At 51.7% G+C, this 15,074-nt stretch carries 14 protein-coding genes; 11 read left to right on the top strand and 3 right to left on the bottom strand.

Annotated elements, in window-relative coordinates:
• Positions 1 to 34: 34 nt before the first annotated feature.
• The 3 genes from DQG23_RS09470 (at position 35) to DQG23_RS09460 (ending at position 3,581) form a co-directional block, all read left to right on the top strand.
• The gene (locus DQG23_RS09470; RefSeq protein WP_113030586.1) at positions 35 to 580 is read left to right on the top strand and encodes a DUF2004 domain-containing protein; all 546 of its coding nucleotides are present in this window, start codon (positions 35 to 37) and stop codon (positions 578 to 580) included.
• Positions 581 to 818: 238 nt separating this feature from the next.
• Entirely contained in the window at positions 819 to 2,447 is a 1,629-nt protein-coding gene (locus tag DQG23_RS09465) for a helix-turn-helix domain-containing protein (protein WP_158560373.1), read from the top strand.
• A 144-nt stretch (positions 2,448 to 2,591) separates the two neighbouring features.
• Positions 2,592 to 3,581 (top strand): ABC transporter substrate-binding protein, encoded by a 990-nt coding sequence (locus DQG23_RS09460; protein ID WP_158560372.1) that lies wholly within the window; start codon positions 2,592 to 2,594, stop codon positions 3,579 to 3,581.
• 92 nt (positions 3,582 to 3,673) lie between these two features.
• Here DQG23_RS09460 and DQG23_RS09455 read toward each other — a convergent pair whose 3' ends face one another.
• Positions 3,674 to 4,540, bottom strand: coding sequence for an alpha/beta fold hydrolase (locus DQG23_RS09455; RefSeq protein WP_113030583.1), 867 nt, complete (start codon positions 4,538 to 4,540; stop codon positions 3,674 to 3,676).
• Positions 4,541 to 4,682: 142 nt separating this feature from the next.
• On the bottom strand, positions 4,683 to 5,294 hold the full coding sequence (locus DQG23_RS09450) for a DUF2239 family protein (RefSeq protein WP_113030582.1): 612 nt from the start codon (positions 5,292 to 5,294) through the stop codon (positions 4,683 to 4,685).
• Positions 5,295 to 5,734: 440 nt separating this feature from the next.
• Here DQG23_RS09450 and DQG23_RS09445 point away from each other — a divergent pair, with 440 nt between their 5' ends.
• The 5 genes from DQG23_RS09445 (at position 5,735) to DQG23_RS09425 (ending at position 12,559) form a co-directional block, all read left to right on the top strand.
• Positions 5,735 to 7,414 (top strand): extracellular solute-binding protein, encoded by a 1,680-nt coding sequence (locus tag DQG23_RS09445; protein WP_113030581.1) that lies wholly within the window; start codon positions 5,735 to 5,737, stop codon positions 7,412 to 7,414.
• A gap of 115 nt (positions 7,415 to 7,529) precedes the next feature.
• A complete protein-coding gene (locus DQG23_RS09440; protein WP_192894574.1) occupies positions 7,530 to 8,387 on the top strand; it encodes an ABC transporter permease in 858 nt (285 codons plus the stop codon).
• A 25-nt stretch (positions 8,388 to 8,412) separates the two neighbouring features.
• Entirely contained in the window at positions 8,413 to 9,285 is an 873-nt protein-coding gene (locus DQG23_RS09435; protein ID WP_113030800.1) for a carbohydrate ABC transporter permease, read from the top strand.
• Positions 9,286 to 9,570: 285 nt separating this feature from the next.
• On the top strand, positions 9,571 to 11,340 hold the full coding sequence (locus DQG23_RS09430) for a sensor histidine kinase (RefSeq protein WP_113030580.1): 1,770 nt from the start codon (positions 9,571 to 9,573) through the stop codon (positions 11,338 to 11,340).
• Entirely contained in the window at positions 11,318 to 12,559 is a 1,242-nt protein-coding gene (locus tag DQG23_RS09425) for a response regulator (RefSeq protein ID WP_113030579.1), read from the top strand. Before DQG23_RS09430 ends, DQG23_RS09425 begins: the two co-directional genes overlap by 23 nt.
• Positions 12,560 to 12,625: 66 nt before the next feature.
• Here the strand turns inward: DQG23_RS09425 and DQG23_RS09420 are convergent, their stop codons facing one another.
• On the bottom strand, positions 12,626 to 13,045 hold the full coding sequence (locus DQG23_RS09420) for a GNAT family N-acetyltransferase (protein ID WP_113030799.1): 420 nt from the start codon (positions 13,043 to 13,045) through the stop codon (positions 12,626 to 12,628).
• A 391-nt stretch (positions 13,046 to 13,436) separates the two neighbouring features.
• Here DQG23_RS09420 and DQG23_RS41780 point away from each other — a divergent pair, with 391 nt between their 5' ends.
• From DQG23_RS41780 to DQG23_RS09410, 3 genes are all read left to right on the top strand, one after another.
• Positions 13,437 to 13,625 carry a hypothetical protein gene (locus DQG23_RS41780; RefSeq protein ID WP_146762270.1) on the top strand — a complete coding sequence of 63 codons (189 nt, stop codon included), beginning with the start codon at positions 13,437 to 13,439 and terminating at the stop codon, positions 13,623 to 13,625.
• 193 nt (positions 13,626 to 13,818) lie between these two features.
• Positions 13,819 to 14,127, top strand: coding sequence for a hypothetical protein (locus tag DQG23_RS09415; RefSeq protein WP_113030578.1), 309 nt, complete (start codon positions 13,819 to 13,821; stop codon positions 14,125 to 14,127).
• 146 nt (positions 14,128 to 14,273) lie between these two features.
• Positions 14,274 to 15,053: a foldase protein PrsA gene (locus tag DQG23_RS09410; protein WP_113030577.1), complete on the top strand. Its 780-nt coding sequence runs from the start codon at positions 14,274 to 14,276 to the stop codon at positions 15,051 to 15,053.
• Positions 15,054 to 15,074: the final 21 nt, after the last annotated feature.

Below are 15,074 nucleotides of genomic sequence, written 5' to 3'. Positions count from 1 at the left end.
TGACTACAAATAACTTGCTTAAGGAGCTAACAAAATGACGAAACAAATACCAAGCACGAAATTTCCTGGTCTAGCGTACACATCTGGCAACGATATTTGGATAGATAACCTTTTGCCTGATAATAAGATCCCGTTTTATTTTCATGTGTCGGAAAAGATTACACAAAATGAGGCCGCTGTCGCCCGTGCTGCCCATGCGCTTGATCACATGGAAGAGTTGGTAAACAAAGCTCGGGCACATCTAAGAGATAGTATTCAAAGTAAAAAAGATCCCGGTTATACGATACTACATGACTTCTTTGAGTTTCATCTTTCAGAAATGGATGAGGAAAGCGTAAAAGAAATGCTCGGGACTGAGCGGCCTGAAACATTAAGCGAACTGGAGATGGTTGACCTGCTTATGTTAAAAAGCTTGGGAAGCGGCTTGGGCGAAGGATGGCTGGGAAGCAACTTTGAAAAAGAGCAAAAAGAACAGATTTTCATTATGGATTTTACTTTTAACCCGGAGTATACGGATCAATTGATTGTTGTTTATTTGGATGCTAACGAAAACATGCTGACTATTAGTCATGAAAGCTAGAGCGTGGCATAGCAAAAGGAGCAATACATAAACTTTATTGACAAAGTTTTGGGCATCATCAGCGTCAAGAGCGCGGATGATGTGACACAGTTTATGTCCCGGATTTACGATGAACCGGTTGATCGTTCTATATGATAGAGCATTTGGCTGTCGAACGATTGACCGATTCCTTTCGCAGCCGCTCCTTGTTATACTGATGTGAGAATTATTATCAATGAAAAACAAGGAGTGTATCGAGATGCCCGACAACGCCTGCCGATACGACAGCGACCCTCTGTTTCGACTACTGGAAGCGACAAGCCTGCACGGTATTGCGGACTGGGAGGCGGATCGCCGGTTTGCCGGCGACTATCTCTTGCTGCTGATTGAAAGCGGGAACGGGGAGCTGCTCGTTGACGGCAGTCGGTTTCCACTCGGGCCGGGAAACGCCGCACTGCTCCTGCCCGCCTCCTTGTTCGAGCTGAATGCCGATCCATCGAAACCGCTGCAGGGGTATCGGGTTTCCTTTCAGGTGTTGCGGGAAGCCGACGCCGGCGGAGGTTCACTTGCCTTTGTGAAAACGAATGACGCGTTTCCGCAATCGCTTGCCGGCGTGTTGCCGAAGCTGAGCTTTGCGGAAGCCGTTCATGCGGCAGCGGCCATTGCCGGTCAGCGGCGACGCGACGAACAGCGGCTGCAGCCGTTTGCGCGCCAGCAAATGTTTCACCGGCTGCTCGAAACGATAGTCCCGCAGCTGGAAGCCCCGATGCAGCAGGCAGCGGCATCTGCGATCGCAAGCACGATCGCCTATATGCATACGCACTACGAGGAGCCGATAAGCCGCGCCACGCTGGCCCGAATTGCCGGCATGAGCCCCTGGCACTATTCCCGTCGCTTCAAAGAGACGACGGGACGAAGCCCGAGCGAGATGCTCGAGAGCATCCGCCTGGACAAGGCGCGGGAACATCTGGTGTCGCTCGACTGCACCGTGCGCGAAGTGGCGCAGTTGGTCGGTTACCGCGACGAATCCCGGTTCCGCCGCAAGTTCAAGGAGACGGTCGGCATCTCGCCGACGATGTTTATCGCCCGCAAGCGGGAGAAGGTAGCTGCTCTCAGCTACCACTATGCGGCGCATATGCTGACGCTGCAGGCGGTGCCGCTCGCCACTTATGTGGATCGCAGGCGCGAAAGCCACCGCAGCGCCTACCACGACGCGATTCCGTTTCATTTGAAACGAGTCAAGCAGCCCGACGCGGACGTATGGGAAAGCCACCTGCAGGCGCTCGCCGCCGCGAGGCCGGAAGTGATCCTGTGCGACGAGTTCGTGGACAGGCAAACAGGGGATAGCCTGGCCAAAATCGCTCCCGTCGTCACCATCCCGTGGCTGGAGATGACGTGGCGCGACCATTTCCGCGAGATCGCCTCGTTTCTGGCCAAGAAGCGGGATGCGGCGGCCTGGCTCTCCGGATACGAGCGCAAAGCGGAGCTGCTGCGCAAACGGATCAGCGGCAGATTCGGCTCGGAGCGCTCGCTGCTCTTACATATCGCTTCAGACGGGCTGCATGTATATGGAAACCGCAACGGCGGTTCCGTGCTGTTTCAGGATCTGGATTTGACGCCGGCGCATAATGCCGCCGCCATTAAGGTTTGCCGCGAAATAACAGCGGCCGAGCTGACGCGGCTTGATTGCGACCGCATCCTGCTGATCGTCGACGCCGATCGCGAATCGCAGCGGCGGTGGGACGATTTGCAAACAAGCGCTGTCTGGCTGGCATTGCCGGCGGTGAACCGCAGGACGGTTCACCGCATCGACGAGATTCCGTGGCTGGAGTATTCGCCTTTTGCGCACACGCTTGTATTGGACGAAGCGGCGCGGATTTGGAGGTAGCGCCGCCTTGGCTACTGCTCAGGCGGGGGCGACCGCACAATCGACCCGCTTTTTTTCGCACCATTCGCGGTAGTGGATTCACCCCCTCTTGTGATACAATCATCAACGATAATGAGAATCAATATCATAGGAGGGTTTGCACCAGTGATTCGTCCATCAAAGCTATGTTTAAATGCCCTGATGATCTGCAGTCTGGTAGTTGCGCTTGCCGCTTGCGGCTCCGCCGGCGACAAGTCCGGCGATGCGTCATCGTCTCCTTCCCCGTCTGCAGGCCAATCGGCCGCCGGCCAGCCTTCCGCGGCTCCACGCTCCTTGAAGGATGCGCTCGGCCAAGTGAGCGTTCCCGCAGCGCCGCAGCGCATCGTCGCCCCTTACGTCGAGGACGCCCTGGTAACGCTTGGCGTCAAGCCGACCATGCAATGGTCGCTCGGTCCGCTCGTGCAGGACTATCTGCAGCCTTACCTGCCCGACGTGCCGAAGCTCGATTTCGCGAACGGCGTCAACATGGAGGCGCTGCTGAACGCCAATCCCGACCTGATTGTGCTGTATACAAAACAACTGGCTGCGGATGGCGCAATCGACGGTTTCAAAAAAATCGCCCCGACCTACACATTCGACGATGCTACGGTCGATTGGAAAGGAACGCTGCGGGTGCTGGGCGACATACTGAACAAAAAAGACGCAGCGGAAAAAGCGATTCAAGATTACGATCGCAAGGTAAGCGAAGCAAAACAACGACTCGAACCGGTCGTCAAAGGCAGAACGTTCGCCGTCATTCGGATCAAGCCGAAGGAAGTGCTGCTGATGGACGGCACGTATTATAGCGGTCCTGTGCTGTACGGCGACCTTGGCCTGCAACCCCACAAGATGGTGCGGGAGCTGTCCTGGGAACTGAACAAGCCGATTTCGCAGGAAGTGCTGCCGCAGCTTGACGCCGATTATATTTTTTACATGGTGCAGGGCGAGGCTGTGCGGCCAAAGGCGAACGAATGGCTGGCGGACCCGATCTGGAAAAGCGTGCCGGCTGTCAAGCAAGGCCATGTATACGAAGTGGACGCCAACTACTGGATGGCGAGCGGCGCCCTCGCCAACGGCAAAAAAATTGATGACGTGCTGAAACACCTGGTCAAATAGCGGCGCAACCGAAATAGCCGGCCGCGGACGTCATAAAGCGCGTGCGAAGCCGGCTTCTTTTCCGATCGACTCTACACCGCGTCAAAAACTTGTCAATTGCGACGAGCCGTTCGCACTATGCCATCAGCGGTTAATTTGTACAGTTGGTGCGGCAGGTCGTGTCCCATGCCGTCAACCAACATTAGCTCGGCGCCCGGGATGGCCGAAGCCGTGTCCTCGCCACACGCCGGGACGAACAGGGGATCGTCCATCCCATGAATGACAAGTGCTGGTACTTTTATGGTCGCCAGCCGCGGACGACGGTCACCGGAGACGGCGATCGCAGCAATTTGCCGTCCGACACTGCCTGGATCGTAGGCTCGCTGGACTTCCTCCAGAATGAGTGCCCGATAAGCGTCTTCTTCAAATGGATAGCCGGTGCCGGCGATGCGTTTGGCAAAAGAGAGGCTGTGCGCCAAAAAGCCTGCTTCATCCTCAAAGGGGTTCGGCGCCGGCTTAGTCATCATCGCCATGACATCCGGGGAAGCTTGCGGAAGGGTGGGATTACCGGAACTAGACATAATGGAGGTGAGTGATAAAACCCGTTCAGGGTACTCACTGGCTGCAATCTGGGCGATCATTCCGCCCATCGACCTGCCAAGGGCATCGAGCAGTCCGATAGCGTCGCCAGCCATGTCATCGAGAGTATAAGGGATGTCCGGTCGCTGTCCTGACATGAGAGCAGTCGCCAGTGCGTCAAAATCCAGCGCCCGATAATGGCTAAAGTGTGTCGAGCAACCCACGTCGCGATTGTCAAAGCGGATTACGCGAAAGCCCTCCGCTGCTAATATCCGACAAAACGGAACCGTCCAACGAATCATCTGGGTTCCAAGCCCGGCGATTAGGATAATAGCCTCGTCATTTTCGTTACCGAAACTGTCATAGGCCAAATCAACGCCGTTGACTTTCAGAATATTCATGATCATGTTCTCCTTCAATTAATTCGGTATCGGAAGTTCTGCCATAGGCAGATGATTCGATGTAACGAATAGATTCAAACTCTGTCATAGCAACTCCTTTCGTAGTTCCTTTTTAATTTTTTACGCCTCCGATTGCTTTCATTCATAAGTTCCCTTCAGCGAATGCATTTGCGGCTAATCTTTTGACATGGTTTCTGATATCAGGTGCCCAGTCATCGATGAAGTGGTAAAAACGATCCAAATCACCAGCATACAGTGCCCGCAGAGCTTCTTCGTATTGATTGAAGTTCCCGGCCATAGCTGTCATAAAGTTATATGCTGCTTCTTGCGACTCTCGGATACTGCTCTGTTTTTCTCCAGCACGGCGAGCCTCATCAATGAGTTTTCGTAATGTTACCGACGCTCCTCCAGGTTGACTCTTGAGCCATTCCCAATGCCGTGGCAATAACGTAACCTCACCGGATACAACCCCCAGCTTAGGTCGACCGACCCGCCGTGTAGGCTGGTGATTCACTTCCTTACTGGGTAAGTCACCAAACTGTTCACCCAATCGTTTGAGCACATCATCTGTCTTCCCACGAAAATCCACATCTACTGGCTTCCCCGTAGAATCGTCAAATAAAAGCAACTGTGTGAGGTCTCTGTCATCCAGAGCATCCTTCACTGTAGTAACAACGTGCTGTAACGAACCACTGGCGACGACTCCCACACCCAAAAATGCCGTGCAGTAAAAGCGTGTTAGGGGATTACTCATGCTGACCTCCTCTCTGATTGTCTCACTAATTATACCCGGATAAAAATAGAATAACAATATTACCCGGGTAAAATATCTGTGAATATTTCCCTTAATGATGCGGCCATGGATGATGCTATACTGATAACGGCGTATGCCAAATAACCTTCCAATATGAACTGGAAGGTTTTACGTGTTGTATTTCAGGTTAGGCCAAATCCATGAAAGCTTCTTTCGTTTCAGCAGGGCAAAAATCCAATGGAGCCTGTTAACGCAAGCGATCATCGCTATTTTCATTAGCTAGAGCAGTTACAGCCGATGATCGCCTCCCTTTCCGGAAAGAAGTAAATGATCGTATACAAAGTAAAAACTAGTAAATGGATTACGGCGGGATATCAGGCCTATAATCATTACGAAAGCGGATTCTTAAGCGACCAAAAAATAAGCAGGGGGTATTTACAATGGGAAAGTGGCAAAAATCAACGGCTTTCGGAGTCATGTGCGGAGCGCTTGTTTTTGTAAGTGCTTGCAGTTCTTCCGACTCCGGCTCTAAAGACGGGCAAAACACTTCGCCTTCATCTTCGCCGTCGGCGGCGCCGTCCGGTTCCGCGAAGGTCGTGGAGCTGACGACTGTACGCTCCAACCCGTCCGACATCAAGTGGGATCCGGGCGAATCGATGGACAAAAACGCCGTATACGATGCCTATGAGAAAGATTTGGGAATCCGTATCAAGAATGTATGGGTTGCGGACTCGAAGCAATTTACTCAGAAGCTGAACATGATGATCGCATCGAACGATATTCCCGATTTCTTCACGGTCAGCGACCAAATGCAGCTGCAGCAGTTGATCGATTCGGACATGATTATGGATATAAGCGCCTTGTTCGATAAGTACGCAACGCCTGAAACCAAAGCTTGGTTTACGAAAGACGGCGGGAACCAGATGAAGTCGGCAAAATCCGGCGGTAAGCTGATGGCGATTCCGATGGCGGACAGCCCGTACAATTCGTCTCACTACTTGTGGGTGCGCAAGGATTGGCTGCAAAAGCTCAACCTGCCGGAACCGAAAACGATGCAGGACGTGTTGAAAATTGCCGAAGAATTCACGAAGCAAAACCCGGGAGGCGGAACCGGCAAATCGTACGGCATGACACTGAACAAGGACTTATACGGCACTTACGGACTTACCGGCTTCTTCAACGGCTACCATGCTTATCCGCAAACGTGGCAGAAGGGTGACGACGGCAAGCTTGTTTACGGAAGCGTCCAGCCGCAAATGAAAACGGCGCTGAAGCAATTGCAAGATATGTACAAGGCGGGTCAAATCGATCCGGAATTCGGCACGAAGGATGTTGACAAAGAAAACGAGCTTGTTGTCGGCAACCAAATCGGGATCGCCTATGGCGAATTTTGGTTGAGCGCATGGCCGCTGGAAAAGGCGGCGATCAAGGATGGCAAGCTGGTGCAGGACTGGGAAGTATACGGACTGCCGTCGATTGACGCAACCCCTGCCAGAGCGCAGGTCGGCTTAGGCTTGAACGGATACGTTGTTATCTCCAAAAATTGCAAGAACCCGGAAGCCGTCATCCAAATTTTGAACCAATGGGTCAAAATCAATTCGAACGGCGTGACGGATGAGCGGAAGCTGTATATGAACGGAAAAGAGTTGGAGGATAAAGGGAAGCTGTACTACAAAGTCAATCCGATCCGCCTCAACTCGCAGGACGGCAACGTGCAAGCCGGCGCCGTGCTTCCGAAAGCAATCGAAGCGAAAGACCCTAGCGCTTTTAAAGACAATGCGGATTGGACGAACCGGTACGAAACCTCGCTGCGTTATTTGAACGGCGACATGAGCGGCTGGCTAAACTGGATGATCGCCAAACCGGGCGGTTCCTTCTCGATCATGAACCAGTATTTGCAAGAAAAACGGTATATGGCGGATGAATTCTTTGGCGCGCCTACCGTAACGATGCAGGACAAAAAGTCGATTTTGGACGCGAAAGAAAAAGAAACGTTTACTAAAATCATCATGGGCCAAGTATCCATCGATGAGTTCGACAAATTCGTGGCCGACTGGAAGAGCCTCGGCGGCGAAAAAATTACGCAAGAAGTCAACGACTGGTTCGCGAAGCAAAAGTAAGGCAGCGGTCTGACGCGGCGGGAGGGCTTTCCCTCCTGCCGTCTTTATCCTGTGACATGCGGTGGTGGGAATAGTGCTCAAGAAACGATGGATAAGGGAATGGCCTTTGCATCTGATGATATTGCCGAGCGTGGTGCTTCTGTTTATTTACAGCTACATTCCGATGGCCGGCATTACGATTGCTTTCGAGAAATATATGCCGGCCAAAGGGATTTTTCATTCTCCGAAGGTCGGGTGGAAAAACTTCAAGTGGCTCCTCGAATATCCCGATATCGGGCGCATCATGTTCAATACGGTCAGCATCGCGATCATGAAAATGATCGTCGGATTGATCGTGCCGATCGTCGTGGCCATTCTGCTTAATGAAATTCGCAAACAATTGTTCAAGCGTGTGTTTCAAACGCTCGTTTATCTGCCGCACTTCCTGTCGTGGGTGCTGCTTGGCGGCATTCTGATCGATATTTTGTCGCCTTCGACGGGGATTGTCAACAAAGCGCTGGAATTCATCGGTATCGATCCGATCTACTTCCTCGGAAACAATCGCTGGTTTCCGGCCGTCATCGTACTTTCCGACGTGTGGAAGGAATTCGGCTTCGGCACGATCGTTTATTTGGCTGCGCTGACAAGCATTAATCCTTCGCTGTACGAAGCCGCCGAAATGGACGGCGCCAACCGGTGGAAACAAACTTGGCATATTACGCTGCCGGGAATGTTGCCCGTGATCATTTTGCTGGCGACTTTGAGTTTGGGGAACGTGTTGAACGCCGGTTTCGACCAGGTTTTCAACCTATACAGCCCGCAAGTTTACGAGAGCGGCGACATTATCGATACGCTGGTATATAGATTAGGTCTGGAGCAGTTCCAGTACGGAGTCGCAACGGCTGTTGGACTGTTCAAATCCGTCGTCTCCCTTGTCTTTATTTCTATGTCTTATTTCCTGGCTTACCGATTTGCCAATTATAGAATTTTCTGAAGGGGGAGGCCCATTGAAAACCCGAATGACCCCGGGCAGATTGACATTCACCGTGTTCAACTACCTGTTTCTCGGCGCGCTCTCCTTGATGTGCATTTTGCCCATGATCCATATACTGGCTCTGTCCTTCAGTTCGGGTTCTGCGGCCGCTGCCGGGAAGGTGACGCTGTGGCCCGTCGAGTTTACGACCGTAGCCTATCAAAATATCATGAGCAAGCCGCAATATTTCACAGCGTTTTTGGTGACGCTAAAGCGGGTGGCGCTCGGTACCTCCATCAGCATGCTGCTCACGGTGCTGGCCGCATATCCATTGTCGAAAGAGACGTCGCATTTCAAGTTCCGCACCGTATATGCTTGGTACTTCGTCATCACGATCCTGTTCGGCGGCGGTTTGATTCCATGGTATATGACGATCAAGGCGACCGGTCTGATGGATACGATCTGGGCGCTTGTCCTGCCGGGCGCCGTGCCGGTCTTCAACGTCATTTTACTGTTGAACTTTTACCGCGGGCTCCCCAAGGAACTGGAGGAATCGGCGAAAATAGACGGAGCGAACCATTTCGTGACACTGTTTAAAATTTATTTGCCGTTATCGACGCCGGCTTTGGCGACAATCGGATTGTTTACGATCGTAGGGCATTGGAACAGCTGGTTCGACGGTCTTATCCTGATGAACCGTCCCGAAAATTATCCGCTGCAGACCTTCCTGCAGACCATTATCATCAAGAAAGATTTTCGGTTCATTTCCTCGGAGGAGCTGGATATTTTGCGGCAGCTGTCGGACCGGACGAGTACCGCCGCGCAAATTTTCGTCGCCGCTTTTCCGATATTGATAGTCTACCCGTTCCTGCAGCGCTTTTTTATCAAAGGGATCGTTATGGGCAGCGTAAAAGAATAAAAAGGACTGAAGCATGTATAAGAGGTTGCCGTCAGGCCTCTTATTTTTGCTTTTTTGTATAAACGATCAGATTTTATTAGTTTCAAGAACGGCGAAATCGTTTATCCTTGAGGTCTCGGAAAATATATCGCGGATGTGGCTTGACTTCTCGGTAAACGTTTGGCGTCCAAAGGATGCCGCAGGCGCTTGTTTTTGTTTGTAGCATCTGTAAAATGTTTCATTTGCCGAATCCGCCGAAACCATGCAAATATAAAGACAATATAGAGACGGGGCGGGGGTCCGCAAATGAGGCTCATTCATGAATTGAAAAATCCTTCGATTTTTTTGAAGCTGTTTCTTACGTTTTTTCTTGTCATCACGCCGCTGTATCTGATAACGCTTAGCATGAACAAGAAAGGGTCGGACGGCATCCGGAACGAGATGACCGAGTCGATCAAAGCGCGAACCGATTATTTCATGAACGTGCTGGAGCGGGAAATCGATAGAATCTCCGCCTCCATGCCTGAATATGTCGTCGACCAGGACCTGCGGAAGCTCAGCGCGATCGGCGATCAAATCAGCGAATACGAGCGGCTGGAGCTTGTCAACGCTTTACAGCGGCGGCTCTACCTGATGAAATACTCGAGTTTGTTCATCGCCGACGCCAAAGCGTATGTTCCGCTAATCGGCAGAACCGTCTCGAGTACGAGCTACGACGCAAGCATCGATATGCCGGAAATGGAGGCGCTGCAAGGAAATAAAAGCGGAGGACCGCTCATTTATTGGGACAACCGATTATTCCTCGGCCTCGACTATCCGTCCAACGCGAAGCGCAAGCCGATTTTCGTGCTGGGCATCGAGCTTTCGATCGAGCAAGTAGACGACATGCTGTCGACCGTCGTTACACCCGGCGAAGGGAGCGCGGCGCTGATCAACTTGAAGCAGGACTGGTCGATTGCAAGAAATGTTAGCGCTTCAAATATCGATGCTTTGAAGCAATTTTTACAGAACCGCCAGACACAGGGAGGGCAGAACGGAGTGTCGACGATTTCCATGGAAAACCAGCGGATGATCGTCTCGTACCGGTATTCATCCTCGATCAATGCCTATCTGGTTACGTTCACGCCGGAGACTTATGTGCTCGGCGCATTGACGACACTTAAGAACTGGTTCTGGGTTTTGTCCGCTGCGTCCGTGTTAATCATCATCCTGTTCTCGTATTCGATCAACAACGTGATCCGCCGCCCGATGAACAAAATCGTCCGCGCCTTCAACAAAATGTGGGATGCTCACACGTACCCGACGCTGCCGGAAAACCGGAAAGACGAATTCGGCTTTTTGTATCGGGGCTTTAACGATATGGTCGATCGGCAGAAAAGCTTAATACAGGAAGTGTATGAACAGAAAATTCGAAGCCAGAGGTCGGAATTGAAGCGGCTTCAATCGCAAATCAATCCTCATTTCCTGTATAATTGTTTTTTTGTCCTGTGCCGCCTGATCAAAACGGTCGATACGGAACGGGCATATCAATTCTGCACCTACATGGGGAATTACTTTCAGTATGTGACGCGCGATCGGGCGGATGAAATTCCGCTCGCGCTTGAAATCAAACATGCCCAAACCTACGTCCATATCCAGACTGTTTGCTTGGGTGATCGGGTTCGGGTCGAATTCCAGGTTCCCGAATGGGTGGCCGAAGGCGGAATGGTGATCCGGCTCGTGCTTCAGCCGATTATTGAGAACGTGTACAAGCATGTGTTTGAGAAACAGGAGGAAAACGGGTTTCTTTGGGTACATATGGAGAGAGAGGGGGGCTTTCTGCTCGTGCACGTGGAGGATAACGGGAGCAAGCTGGACGACCGTACGATCGGCCGTTTGAACGGCATACTGGGAAACGATGGAGGAGAGCTCGACGATTCGAACGGAATTGCGAACGTTCATCGACGCATTCAATTGCGTTATGGGGAAGACTGCGGCATCTCGTTCAACCGTTCGCTGCTCGGGGGGCTGCACGTGCAAATTAAACTGAGGCCATGGCAGGAGGTGGAATCCGATGTACAGGTTGCTCATCGTTGACGATATGCCGATCGTGGCGGACGGGCTGGAAGGGCTGCTGCAAGAGGCGGCTCATTTAAACGTCAAGCTTTATAAAGCGTATTCCGGCTCGAAAGCGCTCGATGTGTTGCGGAGCGAACGGATCGACATTGTACTTTGCGACATAAAGATGCCGGGCATGGAGGGAATCGACCTGCTGAAAGAGATCCGGCACCGCTGGCCGCATTGCAAGGTCATCTTTCTTACGGCATACGACGACTTTGAATACGTGCGCAGCGCGATGTCCCTTGGCGGGTTCGAGTATATTCTCAAGGTTGAGGACGACCGGAAAATCATTCGGACGATCGAAAAGGCAATCGATGCGATCTGCGAAGAAGACGCCGCCCGCAGCTTGGTTCAGCAAGCATACCGGGAGCTGCTCGATGCGGACGGCGGGGTTGCCATGAGCGATGTGCCGTTCGGATCGGAGGCCGTCCGCGGCACGCTCCGCGAGCTTCGGATTGCAATCGGGCGAAAGCAGGCCGAAGCCGCTCAGCCGGAGGCGGAGGAGACAGCCGTACAAGCGGGCACGGCTTATTTTCAGCTGCACAAAGTCCGTCTATTGGGCGAATATCTGGAAAGCGGGCGCGAAGCCGAGTTCGACAAGCTGTTCGGCGAGTTGAATGCGTTCCTGCTTGGCAATGCGACCGGGCATATGCATAAGCTCGAATGCTTGCACGCGCTTAACGCCGTTTACATCCCGAATTTGGCTGCCTGCGGCCTGCAGGACGAATTAGATGTGCTGCGAACGCTGTATAAGCGCATTCAGTCCGGCGAGGAAGGCTCGTGGGAGACGATCGGCGGCTGTTTCCGTATCTTTGCCGCGACGATTTTCAAATGCAAGCGGAGTGCGGCGAACGTGAATGCGAATGATGTGATCGATAAAATCCATGCTTACATCGAGGCGCAAATTGCGGACGATCTGACCTTGGCCACGCTGGCTGGGCATGTCAATTTCAATCCGTCCTACTTCTCGCGGTTCTACAAGCAAACGACGGGGAACGGGCTCTCGGACTATATTGCGGACATTCGGAACGCGAAGGCGAAGGAGTTGCTGCAGAGGCCGGCCATGAAAATTCAGGATATCGCGGAGAAAACGGGCTATCATTCCAGCATGGCGTTCATTCGCTTTTTCAAAAAGCAGAACGGCATCACTCCCGAAGAGTACAGAAGGCGAAACCTGCACGGTTCCCGCACGTGAGGAAAACGATGCGGGATGGACGGCGCATCCTTAAATCCGGCACAGAAAGAATACCGCCTAATACTGTTATTTGTATTCCATAACCCAGTATTTCTCTGATGGATTACCTTCTTCAACGATTTTTTTCCAGCCTTTATGCTCATAAAATTTTATCGCCGCATGATTTTCCGATATGCATTTCAATCTTATTGGTTTGTTCATTTTTTCTATAGAGGCATGAAGCAACAATCCGCCAACACTCATACCGAAGAAATCGGGGTGAACGAATAAATTATGGATAAAGTTATCCGGCAAATAGAGAGAAGCAAATCCGAGGATTCGATTATCCTCCTCTGCTAAAATAATATACTCTCCTTCCGTATGCTTATCAAAATCATCTAAAGTCATTGCTTCTGTATCCGCCCAATAAAAATTTTTACGGCGTGATTCCAAGTAAATTTTCCTTAAAGCGGGATAGTCAAATTCTTTTGCAACTCTTGTATTCACTTTTTTCACTCTCGCTTCCTTATTCATCTTGTAATATTGTACTACTCCTAACTATAGTACATAAAGTTTTGAGGCGGAAAAATCCAAATTGTATCCTGCCGCGGCGATCGTTCAGACGGTGTTATGGGGATTGTCCAGTAAAACTGGCTGACCTCAAAACACGACGGGTACAAGAGCTCCAGAACCAACGATGCTGCCACGGAAATGATCGGCAGCATCGCCGAGGGAAGGGCAGGCGTATGTGAACGGTTTTCGGAAGAGTTAGATCGGCATAAGAATTTTGAACAAATCGAGATAGAAGAAAAGTCCACCCACTAAGGGTGGCCTTAAAGCTTGCCGTTAAAACAACCAAAAGGTTCAACCTCGCTGGAGCTTGGGTTGAGCTTTTTTTATGAGCCGAATGGAGAAGGTACTGCAGCCAATGGCGGTCATTCACAACGAAAGCGTTCCTAACGGGGGGCTTGAATTTTCAAAGGAGCATATCGAAGCGGTATTTGTTGTAATTTTAGTATCAGTAGATTTGAAAATAATGATTTGGCAACATCGACGCTATTCATTAAAAAAAGTCCGTCATTTTTAAAAACCGCAAAGGCTTGATATTACGCGGTTTCTTGCTATTTATAGCCGGAATCTTTCATTATTCTTTTATTGAGCTGAACTATACTTATATTATAGCTTTCATGCTGCACTCATCATTCTTCTAGAGCTATCGTGCTTTAAAGAACGGTTACATCGATTAAGTTAGATTTGCTAATGAACGGGAGGAACTAGCAATGTCCAATGACAAAACAGCAAAAGATTTTGAGCTTGATGATTTGGAGAAGCCATTAACTGAGCAGGAAATGAAAGAAGCAGCCGGAGGAGAAGGAGAACGGACCCCCATCGTACAAGTAATCAACGGCCAGTTAGTAATAGTTGGATACATCGATCCCAGAGCTACTGGCCAATTCGGCTATATGCCTCCTCAGGGCATTAAACCCCCACCCGCGCAAGGGGCACCAGGTACGTTGACAAATCCAAACATGAATGCGCCCCAACCAGGCGGGATAGTCACGCCCGTCACGCCTACCAGACCTTTTTAAGCTCCAAACGGAGCTTAGGCCGCGGGGCCGCTCCGCTGCTGTCGTGTCGGGGTCGAATGAAAGCGGTTTGTGCAAATCGTTGCTAAAGGGAAGAAACCTAACGTTGGTTAGGTTTCTTCCGTTTTTCTTGGTGAGGGGACTGAAAAATGAAAGCGATGGAGCAGGTAGCGTTAAGCGTGAACGGAACGGAATGGCGATTGCGCGACATCCTCAAGCTGGCGGCAATGACAGGCCGATTCACAACGGTCGAGGACGGCATACGAAGAGCTGTGATCTTGGCGGTGGCGGAACAGCACGGTCTGCCGGCCGACGAGCAAGAGTGGAAAGCGGCGGCGAATGCGATGCGGCAGCAAATGGGATTGTACAGCGCGGCGGAGACGAAAGCTTGGCTGAGGAGGCACGGGCTGGCGACAACCGATCTTTTCGAGGAGGCTCGGGCCCGTCTGCTGACCGAGAAGGTGAAGCGTCTCGTGACGGAGGCTCGGGTCGACGCCTATTTCCTGGAGAATCGGCTTGCCTTCGATCGGGCCTGTGTGTCGCAATTGGCGCTCCGAACCCGGGAACAGGCGCTGGAGCTACGGTTTCAGCTGGAAGAGGGCGGGTCGTTCTACGAGCTGGCGCAAACGTATAGCGTGATCGGCGGCAGCCGGTATGACGGAGGCTACGTCGGATGGGTCGGACGAGCCGAGCTGAGCGGTGAAGAGGAAGCCTTGGTGTTTGGGGCGGAAGCCGGAAGTACGGTGGGACCGTTTCCATTTGGCTCCTGCTACCGATTGCTGCATGTGTGGGAAGTGAATTCGGCGGCACTGACCGGAGAGCTTCGGCTGCAGTTGGCGGATCAGCTATTTGAAGCCTGGCTGGACGAAGCCGTGAATCAAGCAAACGTCGATGTGAAACTTTGGCGCGATTTGGCAGGGGAAGCATGAGGGGGAACGTTCGGGAGGCTC

It is taken from the genome of Paenibacillus contaminans, from assembly GCF_003285015.1.
GTDB classification, from domain to species: Bacteria; Bacillota; Bacilli; order Paenibacillales; family NBRC-103111; genus Paenibacillus_V; species Paenibacillus_V contaminans.
This window is presented reverse-complemented; position numbering and strand designations above follow the sequence as displayed.